This is a genomic window from Pseudomonas fragi (genome assembly GCF_025426255.1).
Lineage (GTDB): Bacteria > Pseudomonadota > Gammaproteobacteria > Pseudomonadales > Pseudomonadaceae > Aquipseudomonas > Aquipseudomonas kulmbachensis.
Map to the genome: position 1 here is coordinate 3,117,331 of NZ_CP104861.1, position 19,431 is coordinate 3,136,761.

20 protein-coding genes and 1 tRNA gene are annotated in these 19,431 nt (G+C 57.8%); 12 read left to right on the plus strand and 9 right to left on the minus strand.

From position 1 onward, the window contains the following. The first annotated feature begins 28 nt into the window (after nt 1-28). Nucleotides 29-709, plus strand: a complete 681-nt coding sequence (locus N7D90_RS14245; RefSeq protein ID WP_261738631.1) for a GNAT family N-acetyltransferase — start codon at nt 29-31, stop codon at nt 707-709. Nucleotides 710-758: 49 nt separating this feature from the next. Continuing rightward, nucleotides 759-1,610 (plus strand): CAP domain-containing protein, encoded by an 852-nt coding sequence (locus tag N7D90_RS14250; RefSeq protein ID WP_261738632.1) that lies wholly within the window; start codon nt 759-761, stop codon nt 1,608-1,610. An 80-nt stretch (nt 1,611-1,690) separates the two neighbouring features. Here N7D90_RS14250 and mqo read toward each other — a convergent pair whose 3' ends face one another. Beyond that, nucleotides 1,691-3,337, minus strand: a complete 1,647-nt coding sequence (mqo, locus tag N7D90_RS14255; RefSeq protein ID WP_261738633.1) for a malate dehydrogenase (quinone) — start codon at nt 3,335-3,337, stop codon at nt 1,691-1,693. A gap of 408 nt (nt 3,338-3,745) precedes the next feature. Here mqo and N7D90_RS14260 point away from each other — a divergent pair, with 408 nt between their 5' ends. After that, on the plus strand, nt 3,746-4,117 hold the full coding sequence (locus tag N7D90_RS14260) for a hypothetical protein (protein ID WP_261738634.1): 372 nt from the start codon (nt 3,746-3,748) through the stop codon (nt 4,115-4,117). 3 nt (nt 4,118-4,120) lie between these two features. Further along, on the plus strand, nt 4,121-4,303 hold the full coding sequence (locus N7D90_RS14265; RefSeq protein ID WP_261738635.1) for a DUF1289 domain-containing protein: 183 nt from the start codon (nt 4,121-4,123) through the stop codon (nt 4,301-4,303). A 4-nt stretch (nt 4,304-4,307) separates the two neighbouring features. On the opposite strand, the gene yghX is transcribed toward N7D90_RS14265, so the two are convergent. Further along, nucleotides 4,308-5,192 carry a YghX family hydrolase gene (gene yghX / locus N7D90_RS14270; protein WP_261738636.1) on the minus strand — a complete coding sequence of 295 codons (885 nt, stop codon included), beginning with the start codon at nt 5,190-5,192 and terminating at the stop codon, nt 4,308-4,310. A gap of 150 nt (nt 5,193-5,342) precedes the next feature. Here yghX and N7D90_RS14275 point away from each other — a divergent pair, with 150 nt between their 5' ends. Then, a complete protein-coding gene (locus tag N7D90_RS14275) occupies nt 5,343-5,813 on the plus strand; it encodes an FAD/FMN-containing dehydrogenase (RefSeq protein WP_261738637.1) in 471 nt (156 codons plus the stop codon). A gap of 42 nt (nt 5,814-5,855) precedes the next feature. Here the strand turns inward: N7D90_RS14275 and N7D90_RS14280 are convergent, their stop codons facing one another. After that, nucleotides 5,856-6,398 carry a helix-turn-helix domain-containing protein gene (locus N7D90_RS14280; RefSeq protein WP_261738638.1) on the minus strand — a complete coding sequence of 181 codons (543 nt, stop codon included), beginning with the start codon at nt 6,396-6,398 and terminating at the stop codon, nt 5,856-5,858. A 160-nt stretch (nt 6,399-6,558) separates the two neighbouring features. Here N7D90_RS14280 and N7D90_RS14285 point away from each other — a divergent pair, with 160 nt between their 5' ends. Then, on the plus strand, nt 6,559-7,341 hold the full coding sequence (locus tag N7D90_RS14285) for an aldolase (RefSeq protein ID WP_261738639.1): 783 nt from the start codon (nt 6,559-6,561) through the stop codon (nt 7,339-7,341). 26 nt (nt 7,342-7,367) lie between these two features. Beyond that, nucleotides 7,368-8,249: a dihydrodipicolinate synthase family protein gene (locus tag N7D90_RS14290; RefSeq protein WP_261738640.1), complete on the plus strand. Its 882-nt coding sequence runs from the start codon at nt 7,368-7,370 to the stop codon at nt 8,247-8,249. Between the two features lie 93 nt (nt 8,250-8,342). On the opposite strand, the gene N7D90_RS14295 is transcribed toward N7D90_RS14290, so the two are convergent. Next, nucleotides 8,343-9,038 carry an HAD-IA family hydrolase gene (locus tag N7D90_RS14295; RefSeq protein WP_261738641.1) on the minus strand — a complete coding sequence of 232 codons (696 nt, stop codon included), beginning with the start codon at nt 9,036-9,038 and terminating at the stop codon, nt 8,343-8,345. Between the two features lie 27 nt (nt 9,039-9,065). Further along, nucleotides 9,066-9,257 (minus strand): hypothetical protein, encoded by a 192-nt coding sequence (locus N7D90_RS14300; RefSeq protein ID WP_261738642.1) that lies wholly within the window; start codon nt 9,255-9,257, stop codon nt 9,066-9,068. Here N7D90_RS14300 and aroE point away from each other — a divergent pair. The 3 genes from aroE (at nt 9,256) to N7D90_RS14315 (ending at nt 12,134) form a co-directional block, all read left to right on the plus strand. Beyond that, nucleotides 9,256-10,071 carry a shikimate dehydrogenase gene (aroE, locus tag N7D90_RS14305; protein WP_261738643.1) on the plus strand — a complete coding sequence of 272 codons (816 nt, stop codon included), beginning with the start codon at nt 9,256-9,258 and terminating at the stop codon, nt 10,069-10,071. The genes N7D90_RS14300 and aroE overlap by 2 nt on opposite strands. A gap of 60 nt (nt 10,072-10,131) precedes the next feature. Continuing rightward, nucleotides 10,132-11,574: an MFS transporter gene (locus N7D90_RS14310; protein ID WP_261738644.1), complete on the plus strand. Its 1,443-nt coding sequence runs from the start codon at nt 10,132-10,134 to the stop codon at nt 11,572-11,574. 185 nt (nt 11,575-11,759) lie between these two features. Then, nucleotides 11,760-12,134 carry a DUF1640 domain-containing protein gene (locus N7D90_RS14315; RefSeq protein ID WP_261738645.1) on the plus strand — a complete coding sequence of 125 codons (375 nt, stop codon included), beginning with the start codon at nt 11,760-11,762 and terminating at the stop codon, nt 12,132-12,134. 148 nt (nt 12,135-12,282) lie between these two features. Here N7D90_RS14315 and N7D90_RS14320 read toward each other — a convergent pair. Both N7D90_RS14320 and N7D90_RS14325 read right to left on the minus strand, forming a co-directional pair. Next, nucleotides 12,283-12,358, minus strand: a tRNA-Asn gene (locus tag N7D90_RS14320). Nucleotides 12,359-12,423: 65 nt separating this feature from the next. Beyond that, the gene (locus N7D90_RS14325) at nt 12,424-13,620 is read right to left on the minus strand and encodes an amino acid aminotransferase (RefSeq protein WP_261738646.1); all 1,197 of its coding nucleotides are present in this window, start codon (nt 13,618-13,620) and stop codon (nt 12,424-12,426) included. A 323-nt stretch (nt 13,621-13,943) separates the two neighbouring features. On the opposite strand from N7D90_RS14325, the gene uvrB reads away from it, so the two are divergent. Continuing rightward, nucleotides 13,944-15,959 carry an excinuclease ABC subunit UvrB gene (gene uvrB / locus N7D90_RS14330; protein WP_261738647.1) on the plus strand — a complete coding sequence of 672 codons (2,016 nt, stop codon included), beginning with the start codon at nt 13,944-13,946 and terminating at the stop codon, nt 15,957-15,959. Nucleotides 15,960-16,135: 176 nt separating this feature from the next. Here uvrB and N7D90_RS14335 read toward each other — a convergent pair whose 3' ends face one another. Next, nucleotides 16,136-16,558 (minus strand): RidA family protein, encoded by a 423-nt coding sequence (locus N7D90_RS14335; RefSeq protein WP_261738648.1) that lies wholly within the window; start codon nt 16,556-16,558, stop codon nt 16,136-16,138. Between the two features lie 147 nt (nt 16,559-16,705). Here N7D90_RS14335 and N7D90_RS14340 point away from each other — a divergent pair, with 147 nt between their 5' ends. Then, nucleotides 16,706-17,857: an MFS transporter gene (locus N7D90_RS14340; RefSeq protein WP_261738649.1), complete on the plus strand. Its 1,152-nt coding sequence runs from the start codon at nt 16,706-16,708 to the stop codon at nt 17,855-17,857. Nucleotides 17,858-17,934: 77 nt separating this feature from the next. Here N7D90_RS14340 and N7D90_RS14345 read toward each other — a convergent pair whose 3' ends face one another. After that, entirely contained in the window at nt 17,935-19,254 is a 1,320-nt protein-coding gene (locus N7D90_RS14345) for an MFS transporter (protein ID WP_261738650.1), read from the minus strand. Nucleotides 19,255-19,431 lie beyond the last annotated feature (177 nt).

Genomic DNA, 19,431 nt, shown 5'->3' on the forward strand with positions numbered 1-19,431 from the left:
CAACAGCGGCTACAGAGATTTGACTCCCATGACCACCCTCACCCATTTCGATACCCCGGTCAGCGAGCCGATCAACAGCCAGATCATGCAGCTCGTCGTCGACCATCTCACCGACATCAGTGCGATGGAGATTGCGCCGAGCAATCTGCTCTACAGCATTTATCAATATGCCATTGGCTTTGAAGTGCACCTGTACCTGCAAGCCCTCGGCGGGGCCAAGGGGATTGCGGTTGAGCTGATCGTTGCAACTGACGCGCAAGACCCGCAAAAAGTGACCGGCTTCGCCCTCTACTTGCCGGTAAAGGACGATCCGCAAGCCTGCGGCATCGCCTATATGGCAGAGCTGGCCAGCCATCGCCACCTGGGTGTGATCCGGGCAATGGTGCAGGAAGTGGTGCGCCGCTACCCCCATACCGAACTGACGTGCTCCGTGGCTAAAGTCGCGGCGTTTGAAGCCATGGGCCTGCAAGTAATCGGCACACGCGGCCCGCAAGTACTGATGAACACCCGTGACCACAGCACCGATGGCCTGATGGGCATTCTCGATGTTGCGCCGATCTATAACTCCACTGAAGTGCGGCAGATCCATACCTACCTGCTGCAACGCAACGGCAAGAAGGCCATGCTCGACGCCGAGAAAAAACGCGACCGCCAGATCGATCAACTGACGGCCAAGGCCAAAGCCTTTGTGGCGCAGGTAAAAGACTAAAAAGCTGAAATAACGCATCATGGGCACACTCCGCTTAGAGGGAACCTATATGCGTGTTCACTTTACCCTGGCCCATCTCGGCGCCTTGACCCTGGGACTGGCGCTCAGCTCTTGCGCTCTGGCCAGCGAAGAGTCGCAACTGATTGAGTCAATCAACGCCTACCGCAGCCAAATTCAGCTGTGCGCGGGCCAGGCTTCGCAAGAGTTGCCGCCACTGTCGGCGGACACCCGGTTGGTGCTGCCAGCCAGCAGTTTCGGTGACTTGCAGGAAGCCCTGGGCCGGGCCGCCTACCCGATGGTCAACGTGCAGGCGATCAACCTGTCGGGGCCGCGTGATGCGCAGGCCGCCATGAAAGCCGTGCAGGAAAGCTTCTGTCGCGTGGTGCTGGACCCGCAATTCATCGACATCGGCGTCAGCCATGACCAGCGCGACTGGCGCATCGTGCTGGCCCGTCCGCTGCTTGCGGCTCGCTTGGGCGACTGGCAGGCCGAGGGCCAGAAAGTCCTTGAACTGCTCAACAGCGCCCGCACCCAACCTCGCCAATGCGGCACCCGGACCTTTGCCCCCACCACACCGCTGGCATGGAATACCACACTGGCAACCGCCGCCGAAATCCATTCGCGAGATATGGCCAATAACAACTATTTCGATCACAAGGGCCGCGATGGCAGTACCCCTGGAGATCGCGTTGAGTTGGCGGGCTATAACGCGCAACAGGTCGGCGAAAATATCGCGGCCGGGCAAGACACCACACGCAAACTGGTCGATGGCTGGCTGGCCAGTCCTGGCCATTGCGCCAACGTGATGAACCCTGAGTTTCGCGAGTTGGGCGCAGCCTATGCGGTAGACCCTAAAAGTGACGCGGGGATTTACTGGACGGCCCTGTTCGGGACGCAGTGAGGGGTTACGCGAGGGATATACGAGGGAGATAATGCGAGAAAAGTAGCCCCACCCAACCAGCGTTGAGTGGGGCTATTTTTTTACAGCGCCATGTCAGCCGCTGGGTTGCTTGGCGCAGGCTTGGCCGGCGCAGCAGCAGGAGTTGCAGTGTGTGTTGCAGCCGGGATCGCCGGTGGCGGAGTCAATTGCAGGACTTCAGCAGTGTAGGCCCACTCTTGTGCAACGCGATCAGGATCACCGTTGAGCTTGGTGCCATAGCTCGGCACGATCTGGTGCAGCTTGGCTTGCCACTCAGGGGTCGCAACCTTGTCCTTGAACACGGTTTCGAGCACGGTCAGCATGATTGGCGCAGCAGTAGATGCACCAGGGGATGCCCCCAGCAGACCGGCGATGCTGCCATCTTTGGCGCTGACGATCTCGGTACCGAGTTTCAGCACGCCGCCTTTCTCTTCGTCACGCTTGATGATCTGCACACGCTGACCGGCCTGCCACAGGCGCCAGTCTTCAGACTTGGCGTTCGGGAAGTACTCTTTCAGTGCGTTGAAGCGATCTTCGTCCGACAGCATCAGTTGACCGGCCAGGTATTCAACCAGTGGGTACTGTTCGATACCTACTTTGGTCATTGGCCAGATGTTGTGGGTCGTGGTGCTGGTCAGCAGGTCGAAGTACGAGCCTTCTTTCAGAAACTTGGTGGAGAAGGTCGCGAACGGGCCAAACAGGATAACGCGCTTGCCATCCAGCACGCGGGTGTCCAGGTGCGGAACCGACATCGGTGGTGCGCCAACCGAAGCCTTGCCGTAGGCCTTGGCCAAGTGCTGCTGGGCGATGGTCGGGTTATCGGTTACCAGGAACGAGCCGCCAACCGGGAAGCCAGCGTATTCCTTGGCTTCCGGAATGCCGGACTTCTGCAGCAGATGCAATGCACCGCCGCCTGCGCCGATAAACACGAACTTGGCGTCGGTTTCGGTTTTGGTGCCGTCTTTCAGGTTTTTGTAGACCACACGCCATGAACCATCTTCATTGCGCTTGATGTCTTCAACTTCGCTCGACAGTTTCAGCGAGAAGTTAGGTTTGGTCTGCAGGTAGGTCGCGAACTGGCGCGTGATTTCGCCGAAGTTCACGTCAGTACCGATCGGAGACCAGGTCGCCGCGACTTTCTGGTTCGGGTCACGCCCTTCCATCATCAGCGGAACCCACTTCTTGATCTGCACCGGGTCTTCGGAGTACTGCATGCCTGCGAACAGAGGGCTGGCCTGCAGGGCTTCGTAGCGCTTCTTCAAGAACTTGATGTTGTCATCGCCCCACACAAAGCTCATGTGCGGAGTGGAGTTGATGAACGAACGCGGGTCTTTCAGAACGCCGTTCTTGACCTGCCACGACCAGAACTGGCGCGACACCTGGAAAGCTTCATTGATCTCAATGGCCTTCGGGATTTCAACGTTGCCGTTCTTGTCTTCCGGCGTGTAGTTCAACTCGGCCAGAGCCGAGTGGCCCGTACCGGCGTTGTTCCAGCCGTTGGAGCTTTCCAGGGCAACGCCATCGAGACGTTCAATCATCTCCATGGACATACCAGGTTCCAGCTCATTGAGCCAGACACCCAGGGTAGCGCTCATGATGCCGCCGCCAATCAGCAGCACATCGACGTGTTTAGGCTCGGCAGCGTGCACGGAGGTAATCCCCATGGTCAGCGCCAGGCCCAGAAGCCCCTTGTTCACTTTTTTAAACATGTTGTAGTACCTAAGATAAAACGCCATCTTCCCGGCACGCAGAGCATGAAGTCCCTCGACTCACCACAGGCTTGTCGCCTGCAATCGAGCCAACCCTCAAACCTTGAACGGGCAGATATATAAGGCCTGTGCACGTTACAGACCTCACTTTATGTACCTTGGGCGCTGATCTCTTGTTGGTTTTGGCTTCAGCTGCTTGGGTAACATTTTTGGTACAGCAGATGCGACTCCCTTGATGCCCAGCCAGCTCGCAGCTCCTTCCGGGGAACTTGCGCGGACACGACGATCCAGGGCGGCCAGCCGACTAACCGCGACATTCTACCTCAGGTGGCACTTTGGGCGAAGCAGCAGGCGTCCCGAGGTCAGGTATAATCACGCTTTTGCCCCGCCTATCAACAGGATTCACCCATGTCTTTAAGCAAGCGCACCCAGGCGCAGATTGAACGTCGCCTGATCACTACCCTGACCGAAGCCTGTGAAACGGCCAAAACGCAGATCCCGGGGTTTCTCTGGTTGACGCACATGGTCGACTACGAGGCCTTCCCGGCCAGCCTGAAGGTGGTGTGGATCTTCGACACGCAGGCCAGCAAGGATTTCGCCCTGGCTGATGGCGAGGCCCGCTTTATGGGTGAGCTGACAGCCCAGGCATTTGCTGAGGCACAGGTGAAGGTGCGTAATGCATCGGCCCACGTGTACTTCGACTCCGAAGAAGAGTGCCAGCGCAGCTGTGGCGGCAACTGGCCAAAACGTCTGGCCCAGAAGCAGTCGGGGCGCAGCTGAGCCGTGGCAAAAGACATTGAAAACCCGTGCATTGCGGTTTGCCAGTTAAGTGGCGACTTGTGCGTGAGTTGCGGTCGTACCAAAGAGGACATCCGCAAGTGGCGGAGCATGAAACGCCCGGAAAAAATGGCCGCCGTGCAGCGCGCCAGTGCACGACTCAAGAGCCTGCGTAAAAAGAACGGCTAAGCCCTTACGCCAGATACTTGCCAAACCACCTCAAGGTGCGGTCCCAGGCCAACGTCGCCGCTGCTTCATCGTAGCGAGGCGTTGAATCGTTATGAAAGCCGTGGTTTACCCCTGGGTAGATATGCGCTTCATATACCTTGCCATTGGCCTTCAGCGCCTGTTCAAAGGCCGGCCAGCCCTCATTGATTCGCGTATCCAGCCCGGCGTAGTGCAACATCAGCGGCGCCTGAATCCGGCTGACCTCGTCAGCACCGGGCTGACGTCCGTAAAACGACACCGCTGCCCCCAGCTCCGGGTAAGCCACAGCTGCCGCATTGGCCACTCCGCCGCCGTAGCAAAAGCCGGTAATGCCAACTTTGCCGGTGCTTGCGTCGTGTTGCATCAACCATTCCACGGCCGCGAAAAAGTCATTCATCAGTTTTGTCGGATCGACCTTTTGTTGCAATGCCAGGCCTTGCTCATCATTGCCGGGATAACCGCCCACAGACGTCAGGCCATCGGGCGCCAAGGCAATAAACCCCGCCTTGCCCAGCCGCCGGGCGACATCTTCGATATACGGGTTAAGCCCACGATTTTCATGCACCACCACCACAGCCGGCAACTTGGCTGCCGCCTTGGCGGGACGCACCAGATAACCGCGCACCTGACCGTTGCCCTTGGGCGAGGGATACATGACGTACTCGGCAACGATGTCCGGATCTGTGAAAGAGACTTGCTCGGCGAGTGCGTAATCGGGGCTTAGTGCTGTCAGCACCGAAAGCGCCGTACCACCCAGCGTGAACAGGGCGGCGCGATCAAGAAACTCGCGGCGATTGATCTTGCCGTGGGCATAGTAGTCGTAAAGTTCAAGCAGCTCAGGGGCAAAATCTTTCGCTGTAAGACGAGTCATCAGTGCATTTCCTTTGGCCGGTTGCGTTTAACCATAGAGCAATTTGTAGCTAAATGCGTCTCAGAACTTTTACCTCACGCCCTGGGATACCATGCACGTCATGCCTGAAACCTGTCAGGCCAGAACTGTTAACTGAAGGGGTATCAAACGGTGAGAATTGCACTTGTGCTGCTGTTGAGCGCGTGTTCCATGCTGGCCCAGGCGGCGAATATCGGCGAACGCCTGACACCCTGGACCCTGCAGGATCAACACGACCAGCCTTACACCCTGGACGAAAAAACCCAGGTCCTGCTGGTGGCGCGCAACATGGACGGCTCCAAACTGCTCAAGGCTGCACTGGAAAACCAGGCCAAAGGCTATCTGGAAGCACGCAACGTGGTTTTTTTGGCCGACGTGCAGCGCATGCCTTCTCTGATCGGCAAGTTCATCGCGATCCCGGCCATGCGTGACTACAACTACCGCGTGGTACTCGACCGCGACGGTAAAGTGGCCGCCAACTACCCGGGCGCAGAAGACAAGGTACTGTGGCTGCAACTGGACAATGGCACGCTGGTTTCACAGCAGGAATTTGCCACGGCTGACGCATTGCGCGCAGCGCTGGAGAAACTGCCGGCTCAATAACCTCTTGGGCTCAGTGATCACGTCACTGAGCCCCTCCCCGCCTCATTCTTGCGCGCTGTGTACCACCACCAGCAATTGCGCTTGCTGCTCGCCCACCGAACGAATGCGATGCGGCTTTTGCGCATTGAAGTGCAATGCATCGCCACGATTGAGCAGCACGCGCTCAGTCATGAAATCCACTTCGACCTGCCCTTCGTGCACAAACAAGAACTCTTCGCCCATGTGTTCCTTGAAGGCCTTGTCGATGAACTCGGCCGGCGGGTAGATCATGAACGGCAGCATGCTGCGCTCCCCCACCTGACGGGCCAGCACGGCATAACCCAGGCTCTGGTCATTGGCCGCCAACGATTGACGCTCATCGCTGCGAACCAGGCTGTAGCTATCGAGTTGTGCGTTGTCTTCGCTGAACAATTCTTCGACCTTCACGTTCAGCGCTTTGGCCAGCTTGAGAGCCGCCGCAATCGACGGCGTATTCAACCCGCGCTCGACTTTTGACAGATAACTCTTGGTCATCCCGGATTTTTCAGCCAAAGCCTCTAGGCTCATTCCGAGTTTTTTTCTTAATAATTTCAATCGGATAGACATAAAGAACAGCTAACTCACAAAAAAGGAAACGACGCACACTTGCCAATGACACAAAGTGTCATATAGGATCTTTCGTGTCATTTGCGTTCACCCACGCCCTCCCCGGAAATGAGTGAACCGCGTACTCGACGCTTATTGAACGCATCAGAGGACACCAAATATGGGCAAGACACTAACACTCCCCAAGGACCTGTTGGTCAAGCAAGCGCTGAATCAGATGCAGCAGACCCTGGCGGATAATACGTGGACCGACCGGCAAAAGCTGGCACTTACCTGCCGAATTTTGTTCGAGAACGGTCACGACTCCGGCCTTGCCGGGCAAATCACTGCCCGCGGCCCGCACCCCGGCACCTACTACACCCAGCAATTGGGCCTGGGTTTCGATGAAATCAGTGCGGGTAATTTGCTGCTGGTCAATGAAGATCTGGAAGTGCTTGAAGGCCACGGCATGCCCAATCCGGCCAACCGCTTTCACAGCTGGGTGTACCGGGCCCGCCCTGACGTGAACTGCATCATTCATACCCATCCGACCCACGTCAGCGCGCTGTCGATGCTGGAAGTTCCACTGCAGATTTCGCACATGGACCTGTGCCCGCTGTATGACGACTGCGCGTTCCTCGAAGGCTGGCCGGGCGTACCAGTGGGTAATGAGGAAGGCGAGCTGATTGCCGGTGCGCTGGGTAACAAACGGGCGGTGCTGCTTTCCCATCACGGCCAATTGTCGACCGGCGCCAGCATTGAAGAAGCCTGCGTGATCGCGCAACTGATAGAGCGGGCTGCCAGGTTGCAATTACTGGCCATGGCTGCAGGTGAAATCAAGCCGATCCAGCCCGAACTGGGCCGCGAAGCCCATGACTGGATTGCCAGACCCAAGCGTCACACTGCCGCATTCAATTACTACGCACGGCAAAACCTTCGTCGTCATGCCGACTGCCTGAACTGACCTCACTTTCGCCCAAGGACATTGATATGTTGACCCCTGATATCCACGGCATCATCGGCTACACCATCACCCCTTTTTCCACTGACGGCGAACAACTGGACCTGGATATCCTTGGGCACTCCATCGACCGCCTGATCGACAGCGGCATACATGCCATCGCGCCATTGGGCAGCACGGGCGAAGGCGCCTATCTGAGTGACTACGAATGGGACCAGGTGTGCGAGTTCAGCACCCAGCACGTGGCCAAACGCATCCCGACCATCGTCAGCGTTTCAGATCTGACCACGGCAAAAGCCATCCGCCGTGCGCGCTTTGCCCAGGATCGGGGCGCCGATGCGGTCATGGTGTTGCCCACGTCCTACTGGAAGCTCAGCGAAGCTGAAATCCTGGCCCATTACCAGGCTATCGGCGGCAGCATCGATTTGCCGATCATGGTTTATAACAACCCGGCCACCAGCGGCACCGACATGTCGCCAGAGCTGATCCTGCGAATTTTCAATGCCGTGGAAAACGTCACCATGGTCAAGGAGAGCACCGGCGATATCCAGCGCATGCACCGCCTGCAACAGCTGAGTGAAGGCCAGGTGCCGTTTTTCAATGGCTGCAATCCGATGGCACTGGAAGCCTTTGCCGCAGGCGCCAAGGGCTGGTGTACCGCTGCCCCTAACTTGATTGCAACGCTTAACCTGGAGTTGTATGCCGCCATTTTGGCCAATGATCTGGAGCGGGCCCGGGTGCTGTTCTATCGCCAGTTGCCGCTGCTGGATTTCATCCTCAAGGGTGGCTTGCCAGCAACTATCAAGGCCGGTTTGCGCAGCACCGGGCTGGATGTCGGCAACCCGCGCTTGCCGGTTTCACCGTTGAGTGACGCCGCCAGCAAACAGTTGCTAGCCATGATCGACGCGTAACCGCTGAGAAGCGGAGCGAGGCTGCAATCGTAAGACCGCTTGAAACACTTGACTGCTGCGCAGTCGATTGCAACCTCGTTCCTACACCAGCCACTACCGTTTGTTTATTGACGGCAAGCCGTATGCTGCCAGATCAAAGTCGGCCAGCTGGCGAATGATCTGATCGGCATGGTGGTACTTACTGTCGGCCATAGCTTCGTCAGGTACGGCAATGGCGGTCATATTTGCAGCTTTTGCGGCAGTCACACCAAAGGGCGAATCCTCGAATACCAGGCACTCCTGCGGCGCCACCCCCAGACGCCGCGCTGCCGTCAGGAAGATATCCGGCGCGGGTTTAGCGGCACCGACTTCAGGGTCGTCAGCGGTGACGATGGTGTCGAACAGGTCAAACCACTCGCCGTGCAAGGTGGTCTTATGGGCAAAGGAATGCAGCGACGAACTGGTGCCCACGGCAATCGGGATGTTGTGTGCCTTCAAATGCCGCACCAGCGCTTCGGCGCCCGGCATGCCTGCGGCCTTGGGGAAACGCTCACTCAGCAGCGGCTCACGAACGATCAGAAACTCTTGCGCGGTGATCGGCAAATCCAGGGCTTTAACCAGAAACTCGGCAAGGTCCAAAGCGCCACGGCCAATGATGTGTTGCTTGATACTCCAGTCATATACGCGGCCATAACGCTCGGCGATGATCTTCGTGACTTCGGTGTAAATGCCTTCTGTATCCAGCAACAACCCATCCATATCAAAAATCACGGCCTTGATCGGGCCGACAGCAACACGCGGTGCACTCATCTCAACAGATCCGTTGGCAGGAAGGATTCAGCACAATAACGGCCCGGCATGCATGAATGCCAGCCACATCAGCACTGCATTCGCAAAATCGCCTTCCACGCGAGGGTGATCAATATCCGTGATCACGGGATCACCATATACGATTGGCGCGTATGCCCGGTAGGGGTTGAAAGTGGGGTTATTGCCCCACTCATAAATCCAAAACAAGGAGGCACGCATGCCCCAATCCCTGCCAACCCTGTGCGGTTCAATCATGGGCTCGCCATTTTCCCTCTCCGCAAAAATCCATAACGCGGCCTACTCCGCCCTGGACCTGGATTACACCTTTGTATGTTTTGGCGTCGAAGACCCAGGAGCAGCCGTGGCGGCCATCAGGGCGCTGGGCGTACGCGGCATGAACGTGTCCATGCCCTACAAGACGGTAGTGATGGAACATCTGGATGCGATCGACGAATCCGCCCTGGTGATTGGTGCGGTCAACACCATCAATAATATTGACGGCGTGCTGACCGGCTACAACACCGACTACCTGGGTGCGGTGCGCGCCCTGCAGGAAATCACTGAACTGAACAACCAACGGATTGCCGTGATCGGTGCTGGTGGCGCGGCTCGAGCCGTGGTCTACGGCTGCCTGCAAGCGGCTGCCCGGGTCACGGTATTCAACCGCAGCAGCGAACGAGGCAAGGCGCTGACCGCGGATCTGGGCGCGCAATGGGGCGGTAGCATTGAGGCATTCTCGGCCCGGGATTTTGACATCGTAATCAACGCCACCTCCGTGGGTTTCAAGCAACCCGACAGCAACCCGCTGGACGGCCTGCTGGCCAGCCACTTGATTGTCATGGATGTGGCGTTCATGCCGGCACACACCGCCCTGCTGCTGCAAGCCGCCGCACTAGGCTGCCGCACCGTTTCAGGCACACGCATGCTGGTGCATCAGGCATGTCGGCAAATCGAGTTGTACACCGGCAAGGACGCGCCCATCGACATCATGGAGCAAGCCATGCTCCAGGAAATCCAGAGGCTGAAATTGTAAGTAACCCTGCTGCCTATCAATAACAAGATGCCGTAAAGGCACCTACCAGAAGGTACCAACATGACTCACGATCATTCTCCATCTGATATTGACCTGGTCCCCGAAACGCAAGAACACAAGAAAGACCTGCACCGCGCCGCCTGGGCCTGCTCCCTGGGCAGTGCTCTGGAATATTACGATTTCGCCCTCTACACCCTGGCCGCGGCACTGATCTTCGGGCCGCTGTTCTTCCCGGAACAGACCCGCACCATGAGCCTGATTGCCAGCTTCGGCACTTACTTCCTGGGTTTTGCCATACGCCCGCTCGGCGGTGTGCTGTTCGGCATGATCGGTGACCGTGTGGGGCGAAAATTCGTGCTGACATCCACGGTGCTGCTGATGGGTATTTCCAGCACCCTGATCGGCGCCCTGCCCACCTTCAATCAGGTGGGTTATCTGGCCCCGGTACTGCTGGTGGTTCTGCGCCTGCTTCAAGGGCTGGGCGCAGGAGCCGAACAGGCCGGTGCGGCAGTGATGATGACTGAATACGCCCCCGAGGGCCGACGCGGCTTCTACGCCGCCCTGCCGTTCCTTGGTATTCAACTGGGCACCATCCTCGCAGCACTGGTGTACTTCATGGTGATCAGCAGCAGTGACAACGTGCTGGAGAGCGGACTGTGGCGGATACCGTTTTTCAGCAGCGTGGTCATCGTTGCGCTGGGCCTGTACATGCGTTTGTCACTTAAGGAATCGCCGACCTTTATCCGCCTGAAGGCACTCAAGCGCGTCTGCGAAAACCCCCTCAAAAGCGCAATGAAACACTCCAAACCAACCTTGCTGCTCGGCATCGGCCTGCGCCTGGGAGAAAACGGCGGCTCTTCAATTTACCAAGCCCTGGCGGTGAGCTACATCGTTGGCGTGGTTGGCTTGCAAGGACCCGTGGGCGTACTGACCCTGATCTGCGCCGCCAGCCTGGGCGCGCTGACTGTGCCGATTGCCGGCAAACTCAGCGACCGCTTTGGTCGTGTGGTGGTCTACCGCGCCTTCGCCTTCCTGCAACTGGCACTGGCCTTCCCGGTGTGGTGGGTATTGAGCCAGGGCAATGTGGTTGCGAGCATCATTGCCATCTCCATCGCTCTGGGCATAGGCACCTGGGGCATGTTCGGCACCCAAGCGGCGCTGATGCCTGAACTGTTTGGCTCGCGTCACCGCTATATGGGCGTGTCCATCGCCAGGGAAGCCTCGGCCGTAATCGCCGGAGGCATTGCACCGCTGATTGGCGCCGGGCTTATTGCGCTGGTCGTGGCCAACCACGATGGCGACGCCAGCGCCGGGATTGGTGCCTGGCTGCCGATTGCCTGCTACCTGTCGCTACTGACGCTGATCACCCTGTACACCACCTTCAAAACCCCGGAAACCCTCAACCGCGACCTGGACGAGCCTCGCGATGCCTGGGAAATGATGCCCGCTCATAGTGCACAGAGCGTGGCGCCGCAGCCGGTTGGGCAATCGTTGCCAAGGTAAGACTCAAACCGCCTGTAAGAAAGCCGCTATTGCCAGCGGCTTTTTTATTGGAACTCACCGAAGACTGACATAACTACAAGAAACGGCTGACTGTATTGTCTTGAGTTTTAGTCGAGCATCCGATCTGGACCAGCCCCTACCATCATCTGGAGGCCTTGCATCAGTTACCAATCGCAGGAGGCGAAATGAAACTGTCGATCACCTTATATGACGCGCTGACATCGATCAGCATGCCCTCGAACAAAGCCAAGGCCGTTGTTGATGCCTGGGAGATAGATGTGGAAAAGCTCGCATCAAAGTCTGATCTGCTGCAAACAGAGCAGCACCTCAAAGCCTCCATTTCAGAGTTAGGCGCTGAACTACGTGTTCTGATCAGGGAGCAGAGCGCTGAACTTCGATCCTCTATCAAGGACCAAGGCGCTGAATCAAGGTCGTCCATTTCTGCGCTTGAAGCCCAGAATAAAATTGTTCACTGGCAATTCGGGATCATCTTTATTTGTATCAGTGTGCCTGCAATCAAACTGGCATATGAGTATCTGAGTCAGGCGCTCCTGGCCTAATGGGCTTTGACCCTCAAATCTCAAACGACTTGCGCATAAAAACCCGAGCGAAGCCATCTTGCATGGCGGCCAGGAAGCAGCCAATGGCAATCACTCGCCAAATTTCAAGCAAAAAAAAGCCGCTATCGCTAGCGGCTTTTTTACTATCTGGCTCCACGACCTGGACTCGAACCAGGGACCCAATGATTAACAGTCATTTGCTCTACCAACTGAGCTATCGCGGAATGGCGTCTATCTTACTGATATAAAAAGAGAAGTCAACACTTTCGATGACTTCTCAGTGCATTATTCAGATCACCTGAACAATGGCATCGGTTACCGCTTCAATGTTGCGCTGATTCAAGGAAGCAACGCAGATTCGGCCGGTGTCGAGGGCGTAGATTCCGAACTCGGTGCGCAGGCGCGTCACTTGTTCAACGGTCAGGCCGGAGTACGAGAACATGCCGCGCTGACGCGCCACAAAGCTGAAATCATGCCCAGGCGCTTTTTTCGACAACAGCTCAACCATTTGCAGGCGCATGCCACGAATACGCAGGCGCATTTCTGCCAGTTCTTCTTCCCACATTGCGCGCAATTCCGGGCTGTTGAGCACAGCAGCGGCAATGGTTGCACCGTGGGTCGGCGGGTTGGAGTAGTTGGTACGGATCACACGTTTGACCTGGGACAGAACGCGCGCGCTCTCTTCCTTGGACTCGGTGATGATCGACAGTGCACCAACGCGCTCGCCATACAGCGAGAACGACTTGGAGAACGAGCTGGAAACAAAGAAGTTCAGGCCCGAATCAGCGAACAGGCGCACTGCAGCGGCGTCTTCAGCGATACCGTCGCCAAAACCCTGGTAGGCCATGTCGAGGAACGGGATCAGGCCCTTGGCCCGGACCACGTCCAGCACGTTCTGCCAGTCAGCCGGAGTCAGGTCGACACCGGTCGGGTTATGGCAGCATGCGTGCAGAACCACGATGGAACCGGCTGGCAAGGCATTGAGGTCTTCGAGCATACCGGCACGGTTTACGTCATGGCTGGCAGCGTCGTAGTAGCGGTAGTTCTGCACCGGGAAACCCGCGGTTTCGAACAGCGCGCGGTGGTTTTCCCAGCTTGGATCGCTGATAGCCACAACAGCATCTGGCTGCAGTTGCTTGAGGAAGTCAGCACCGATTTTCAGCGCGCCAGTACCGCCAACGGCTTGAGTGGTGATCACTCGGCCAGCAGCCAGCAATGGCGACTCGGCACCGAACAGCAGTTTCTGCACAGCTTGGTCGTAGGCAGCAATACCATCGATCGGCAAGTAGCCGCGCGACGCATGCTGAGCAACCCGAATCGTTTCGGCTTCGACAACGGCACGCAAGAGCGGAATTCGTCCCTCCTCGTTGCAGTAAACACCGACCCCCAGATTCACTTTGCTGGTACGAGTATCGGCGTTAAATGCTTCGTTGAGGCCCAGGATAGGATCGCGTGGTGCCATTTCGACAGCGGAGAACAGGCTCATTATTACGGCGGCTCTGAATGGAAAATGGAGGGGGAACAACGCTCCAGCCGATTGCACTAGAGCGGTGCACAAACGGGGAGCAAGTATAAGGCCGATCAGGATTGGGGCAACAGGCTAATCCCTGTTTTGACCAAGTATTTCAGTTTATTTTCAGGCCACTGGTCCAATTTCAATCTTTGCCAGGACGGCTGTGTCAGAGCCATGCTCTTGAAACAGTCGGGCATCACCTCCATGTTTAGCCGTATCCTGTTTTTTCCTGCGGCCTGAGTCGCATGCACTTATAAAGGCTGATGCCTTTATAGAAGCAAACCCAGAGGTCCGTCATGCCCGATTTCCAACTTGTTACCCGCTTCGAGCCTGCGGGCGATCAACCCGAAGCCATTCGCCAGATGATCGAAGGCATCGAAGCCGGTCTGTCGCACCAGACCCTTCTCGGGGTAACGGGTTCGGGTAAAACCTTCAGCATCGCCAACGTAATCGCCCATGTAAATCGCCCGACCCTGGTGCTCGCGCCAAACAAAACCCTGGCGGCGCAGTTGTACGGCGAATTCAAGTCGTTCTTCCCCAATAACGCGGTGGAGTACTTCGTTTCGTACTACGACTACTACCAGCCCGAAGCCTATGTGCCCTCCTCCGATACCTTTATCGAGAAAGACGCCTCGATCAACGACCATATCGAGCAGATGCGCCTGTCCGCAACCAAGGCGCTGCTGGAACGCAAGGACGCGATTATCGTCACCACGGTGTCGTGCATCTATGGCTTGGGGAGCCCGGAAACCTATTTGAAGATGGTGTTGCACGTCGATCGCGGTGACCGGCTCGACCAACGCGAACTGCTGCGCCGCCTGGCAGACCTGCAATACACCCGCAACGATATGGACTTTTCCCGCTCGACGTTTCGAGTGCGTGGCGATGTGATCGACATCTACCCGGCCGAATCCGATCTTGAAGCCGTGCGTATTGAGCTGTTCGATGACGAAGTCGAAAGCATCAGCGCCTTTGACCCGCTGACCGGCGAAGTCATACGCAAGATGCCGCGTTTTACTTTCTACCCCAAGAGCCACTATGTGACTCCGCGCGAGACCTTGCTCGACGCCGTTGAAGGGATCAAGGAAGAGCTCAAGGAGCGTCTTGAGTATCTGCGCGCCAATAACAAACTGGTCGAGGCCCAGCGCCTTGAGCAACGCACCCGCTTCGATCTGGAAATGATCATGGAGCTGGGTTACTGCAACGGTATCGAAAACTACTCGCGCTACCTCTCGGGCCGCGAGTCCGGCGCACCACCACCGACCCTGTTCGACTACCTGCCGGCCGACGCCTTGCTGGTGATCGATGAGTCCCACGTCAGCGTGCCGCAGGTGGGCGCCATGTACAAAGGCGACCGCTCTCGCAAAGAGACCCTGGTGGAGTACGGTTTCCGCCTGCCCTCGGCCCTGGATAACCGGCCGATGCGCTTTGACGAATGGGAGCGCATCAGCCCGCAAACGATTTTTGTCTCGGCAACACCCGGTAATTACGAAGCCGAGCATGCGGGCCGGGTGATCGAGCAAGTGGTGCGCCCGACCGGTCTGGTCGACCCGCAGATCGAAGTTCGCCCAGCGCTGACCCAGGTCGACGACTTGCTGTCCGAGATCGCCAAGCGCGTAGCGCTGGAAGAGCGCGTGCTGGTCACCACACTGACCAAGCGCATGTCCGAAGACCTCACCGACTACCTCGCCGACCACGGCGTGCGCGTACGCTATCTGCACTCGGACATCGACACCGTGGAACGGGTCGAAATCATTCGCGACCTGCGCCTTGGTGTATTCGACGTGCTGGTGGGCATCAACTTGCTGCGTGAAGGCCTGGACATGCCCGAGGTGTCGCTGGTGGCGATTCTCGATGCGGACAAGGAAGGTTTCCTGCGTTCGGAGCGCTCGCTGATCCAGACCATTGGCCGTGCTGCGCGTAACCTCAATGGTCGGGCGATTTTGTACGCGGACCGGATCACCGGGTCGATGGAACGGGCGATTGGCGAAACCGAGCGTCGTCGCGAGAAACAGATCGCCTTCAACCTCGCCAACGGTATCACCCCCAAAGGCGTATTCAAGGACGTGGCGGATATCATGGAAGGTGCGGTAGTGCCGGGTTCGCGCAGCAAAAAGCGCAAAGGCATGGCCAAGGCTGCGGAAGAAAACGCCAAGTACGAAAACGAATTGCGCTCGCCGAGCGAAATCAGCAAACGCATTCGCCAACTGGAAGAGAAAATGTACGCCTTGGCCCGCGACCTGGAGTTCGAGGCCGCTGCGCAAATGCGCGACGAAATCGGCAAGCTAAGGGAGCGGTTGTTGCAGGTGTAGATAGCGTCGAGTCACGAAAAACCCGTAGCAGCTGCCGAAGGAACGAGGCTGCGTTCGGCGACGTAGTCGTCGCAAAGTCAGCCACTACGGTGTGCCAGTTAAACCCGGCGCTCAGGATTTACGACGGCTTCGCCGCCGAACGCAGCCTCGTCCCTTCGGCAACTGCTACAACATGCTCAGACTGCTACTGCCGCCACCGCCTCAACCTCAAACAACATTTCATCCAGCGCCAATCGCGGTACGGGGATCAATGTGCAGGCCGGCGCAGGCAGCGCACCCCACACCCGTGCCACTTCAGCGCCCAAAATGTGCAAGCGCTCCATGCTGTGATCAACGATCAGCACGGTGATCTTGGCTACGTCCTTGATCTGCGCATCCGCCGCGGCCAACGCAATCTGCAGATTGGAAAATGCCTGACGCACCTGTTCGGCGAAGTCCGGCGACAGCTCGCTGTTGGCGTTTTCACCGCCTTGGCCAGCGGTGTACACCAAACGCACATTGGGCGCCAAGCGGGCGACATGGGAATAGCCATTGGGTGCCGGGTCATACAAGCCGACCGGGTTAAGCAATTGCACTGCGGGGTTAGAATTTTTATCCATAAAGTACGCACCTTGGGCAGTTGAATAAACAAGCGCGCTATTCAACCACTCCAGCTAATACCTGTGCCAGCAACCTCGCGACACATGCCAAAAATATGCAAGGATGTCGCGCTGCACTGCATAAAAATCCCGCTTTCAAGGATGTCCATGACTGCCATCAACACCCAAATGCCCCTTATCCCGGGGCGTCTTGAGCAAATGTCGACCCGCATTGCGTTTTTTATCGCTGGCTTCACCCTTGCGGCCTGGGCCCCACTGGTGCCCTACGCTAAAGCACGGGCCGGGCTCGATGAAGCGACCTTGGGTCTGTTACTGCTGTGCCTGGGCGCAGGCTCTATCCTGGCGATGCCCGTAGCCGGGATTCTGGCGACACGCTTTGGTTGCCGACGGGTATTGATCGGTGGAACGCTACTGATCTGCCTCGCGCTGCCGCTGCTCGCGACCGCCAGTTCGATGCCGCTGCTGGTTGCAACACTGTTCGTGTTTGGTGCAGGCCTGGGGTGTGTCGACTCCACCGTCAACCTGCAAGCCGTGATCGTTGAGCGCGCCAGCGGACGCAATATGATGTCGGGCTTTCATGGGTTGTTCAGTGTCGGCGGGATTGCTGGCGCAGCTGGCGTCAGCGCGCTCTTGGCGTTGGGCCTGTCGCCGCTGTGGGCGATTGTGGTGGTCATTGTGTTAACCCTCGCCGCACTGCTCAAGGCAGCCCCGCACCTGTTGCCGTATGGCAGTGAAAGCAGCGGCCCGGCGTTTGCCGTGCCCCACGGCGTGGTGCTGTTTATCGGCTTGCTGTGCTTTACCGTATTCCTGGCCGAAGGCGCGATGCTCGACTGGAGCGCAGTGTTCTTGACCACCGAAAAAAATATCGGCGAAGCCTATGCCGGACTTGGCTATGCCGCGTTCGCCTTGACCATGACCGCAGGTCGATTGACGGGCGACACCATTGTCAAACGGCTGGGTGCCCGACGGGTGATTGTCGTGGGAGGGATATTTGCCGCCGCTGGCATGGCCCTGGCGACCCTGGCACCGAGTTGGGAAATCTCGCTGCTCGGTTATGCCCTGGTCGGTATGGGTTGCTCAAACATTGTGCCGGTGCTGTATACCGCCGTCGGCAAGCAGACCGTAATGCCCGAGCACATCGCCGTGCCAGCTATTACGACTTTGGGTTATGCGGGGATTCTCGCGGGGCCTGCGGCCATTGGCTTTATCGCCCATGCCAGCAGCTTGAGCATGGCCTTTTTGCTGATCGCCGCCATGCTGGTGGCAGTAGCCATCAGCGGGCGGATCTTGCGGGTTTAGGCACTATTTTAGAAACATGTGGGAGCGAGCCTGCTCGCTCCCACAGTGCCACTCTAAGAGCCCCGCAGGTCAATCCACTACATCTCGGCCTTGGCCAATAACCGTTTCTCAACCTGAGTGGCTCCGCTCACACCATAGCGTCGGGCGGTCAGTAAGCCGACCAGCCCCATCACCGCGCAAAACATAACGCACACCCACGGGCTCCAAGGCATCAGCGCAATCAGCAACAACGGCGTGGTACTGGCCCAGAGGGCGTAGGCGATGTTGTAGGTGAACGAAATGCCAGAGACGCGGATGGGTGCCGGAAACAGGCCAACCATTACCGACGGCACCACCCCGACAATCCCGCAGGTCAGACCCGCGAAGGCATAAGCCAGACCGGGCAATGCCCATTCTCCGACCAGGCTGGCGTACAACAGGCCGATGCCCAATGGCAGTAGCACGCTGTACAACATGATGCTACGCCACACACCTATACGGTCGACGATCAACCCGGCCAACACGCAGCCGATATTCAAAAATACGATACCCAGACTGCTCAAGGCGAAAGTATGGCTGGCGGTCATGCCAAAGCGCTGCTGCATCACGGTCGGGGTAATGACCACAAACACCACCACGGCACTGGTAAGTACGCAGGTCAGCAACGCAGCCGGCAACAATGAAGCACGGTGATCGCGCAACACGGTGCGCAGCGGGAACTCGGCCCGGCCTTCCTTGCGCTCGCGCAAGGCCAGAAACACCGGAGTTTCGCTGAGCCAGCGGCGCAACCATACGCCAATCACACCGAACACTCCGCCGAGCAGGAACGGAAAGCGCCAGGCGTAGTCGAGGATTTCCGCCGGAGTAAACAGCTGTGCCAGCAGCGTCGCGGTCAAGGCGCCAATCAAGTAGCCAAAGGTCAGCCCTGCTTGCAAAAAGCCCAGGGCAAAGCCTCTGCGGCCGGCCGGTGCGTGCTCGGCCACAAACACCCAGGCACTGGGCACCTCACCCCCGACCGCTGCGCCCTGAAGAATACGTAGCGCCAACAGGATCAACGGCGCGAAGTAACCGATATCGGCATAAGTGGGCATGATGCCGATCAGCAGACACGGCAGTGCCATCATCAAGATGCTCAGACTGAACACCCGTTTTCGCCCTAGGTGATCGGCAAAATGCGCCATCAGAATCCCGCCCAGCGGTCGCGCCAGATAACCGGTCACGAAAATGCCGAAGCTTTGCAGCAAGCGCAGCCATTCGGGCATATCCGGTGGAAAAAACAGCTGACTGAGGGTCAGGGCAAAAAACACGAAAATGATGAAATCGTAGATCTCCAACGCCCCGCCCAAGGCTGCAAGGCCCAAGGTTCTATAGTCGGAACGGGAAAAACGCACCGTTGTGGCTTGAGTATCGGCAGACATAAATAGGCTCAATATGAACTGGACACGCCTATGTTGGCGCTTGCGGTCGAGGGCGCGAGCATAGCAAATCTTGCAGAAACGACTGGTAAAACCTGTGGGAGCGAGCTTGCTCGCGATCGCAGCGACGCAGTTTTACAGCACTGCCGCAGCGCCTGAATCGCGAGCAAGCCCGTTCCC

Excerpts from the sequence above, each read along its gene's own strand:
- N7D90_RS14245 (WP_261738631.1), top strand. The coding sequence starts at position 29 with ATGACCACCCTCACCCATTTCGATACCCCGGTCAGCGAGCCGATCAAC.
- N7D90_RS14250 (WP_261738632.1), top strand. The coding sequence starts at position 759 with ATGCGTGTTCACTTTACCCTGGCCCATCTCGGCGCCTTGACCCTGGGA.
- mqo (WP_261738633.1), bottom strand. The coding sequence starts at position 3,337 with ATGTTTAAAAAAGTGAACAAGGGGCTTCTGGGCCTGGCGCTGACCATG.
- N7D90_RS14260 (WP_261738634.1), top strand. The coding sequence starts at position 3,746 with ATGTCTTTAAGCAAGCGCACCCAGGCGCAGATTGAACGTCGCCTGATC.
- yghX (WP_261738636.1), bottom strand. The coding sequence starts at position 5,192 with ATGACTCGTCTTACAGCGAAAGATTTTGCCCCTGAGCTGCTTGAACTT.
- N7D90_RS14280 (WP_261738638.1), bottom strand. The coding sequence starts at position 6,398 with ATGTCTATCCGATTGAAATTATTAAGAAAAAAACTCGGAATGAGCCTA.
- N7D90_RS14285 (WP_261738639.1), top strand. The coding sequence starts at position 6,559 with ATGGGCAAGACACTAACACTCCCCAAGGACCTGTTGGTCAAGCAAGCG.
- N7D90_RS14290 (WP_261738640.1), top strand. The coding sequence starts at position 7,368 with ATGTTGACCCCTGATATCCACGGCATCATCGGCTACACCATCACCCCT.
- N7D90_RS14295 (WP_261738641.1), bottom strand. The coding sequence starts at position 9,038 with ATGAGTGCACCGCGTGTTGCTGTCGGCCCGATCAAGGCCGTGATTTTT.
- aroE (WP_261738643.1), top strand. The coding sequence starts at position 9,256 with ATGCCCCAATCCCTGCCAACCCTGTGCGGTTCAATCATGGGCTCGCCA.
- N7D90_RS14300 (WP_261738642.1), bottom strand. The coding sequence starts at position 9,257 with ATGCGTGCCTCCTTGTTTTGGATTTATGAGTGGGGCAATAACCCCACT.
- N7D90_RS14310 (WP_261738644.1), top strand. The coding sequence starts at position 10,132 with ATGACTCACGATCATTCTCCATCTGATATTGACCTGGTCCCCGAAACG.
- N7D90_RS14315 (WP_261738645.1), top strand. The coding sequence starts at position 11,760 with ATGAAACTGTCGATCACCTTATATGACGCGCTGACATCGATCAGCATG.
- N7D90_RS14325 (WP_261738646.1), bottom strand. The coding sequence starts at position 13,620 with ATGAGCCTGTTCTCCGCTGTCGAAATGGCACCACGCGATCCTATCCTG.
- uvrB (WP_261738647.1), top strand. The coding sequence starts at position 13,944 with ATGCCCGATTTCCAACTTGTTACCCGCTTCGAGCCTGCGGGCGATCAA.
- N7D90_RS14335 (WP_261738648.1), bottom strand. The coding sequence starts at position 16,558 with ATGGATAAAAATTCTAACCCCGCAGTGCAATTGCTTAACCCGGTCGGC.
- N7D90_RS14340 (WP_261738649.1), top strand. The coding sequence starts at position 16,706 with ATGACTGCCATCAACACCCAAATGCCCCTTATCCCGGGGCGTCTTGAG.
- N7D90_RS14345 (WP_261738650.1), bottom strand. The coding sequence starts at position 19,254 with ATGTCTGCCGATACTCAAGCCACAACGGTGCGTTTTTCCCGTTCCGAC.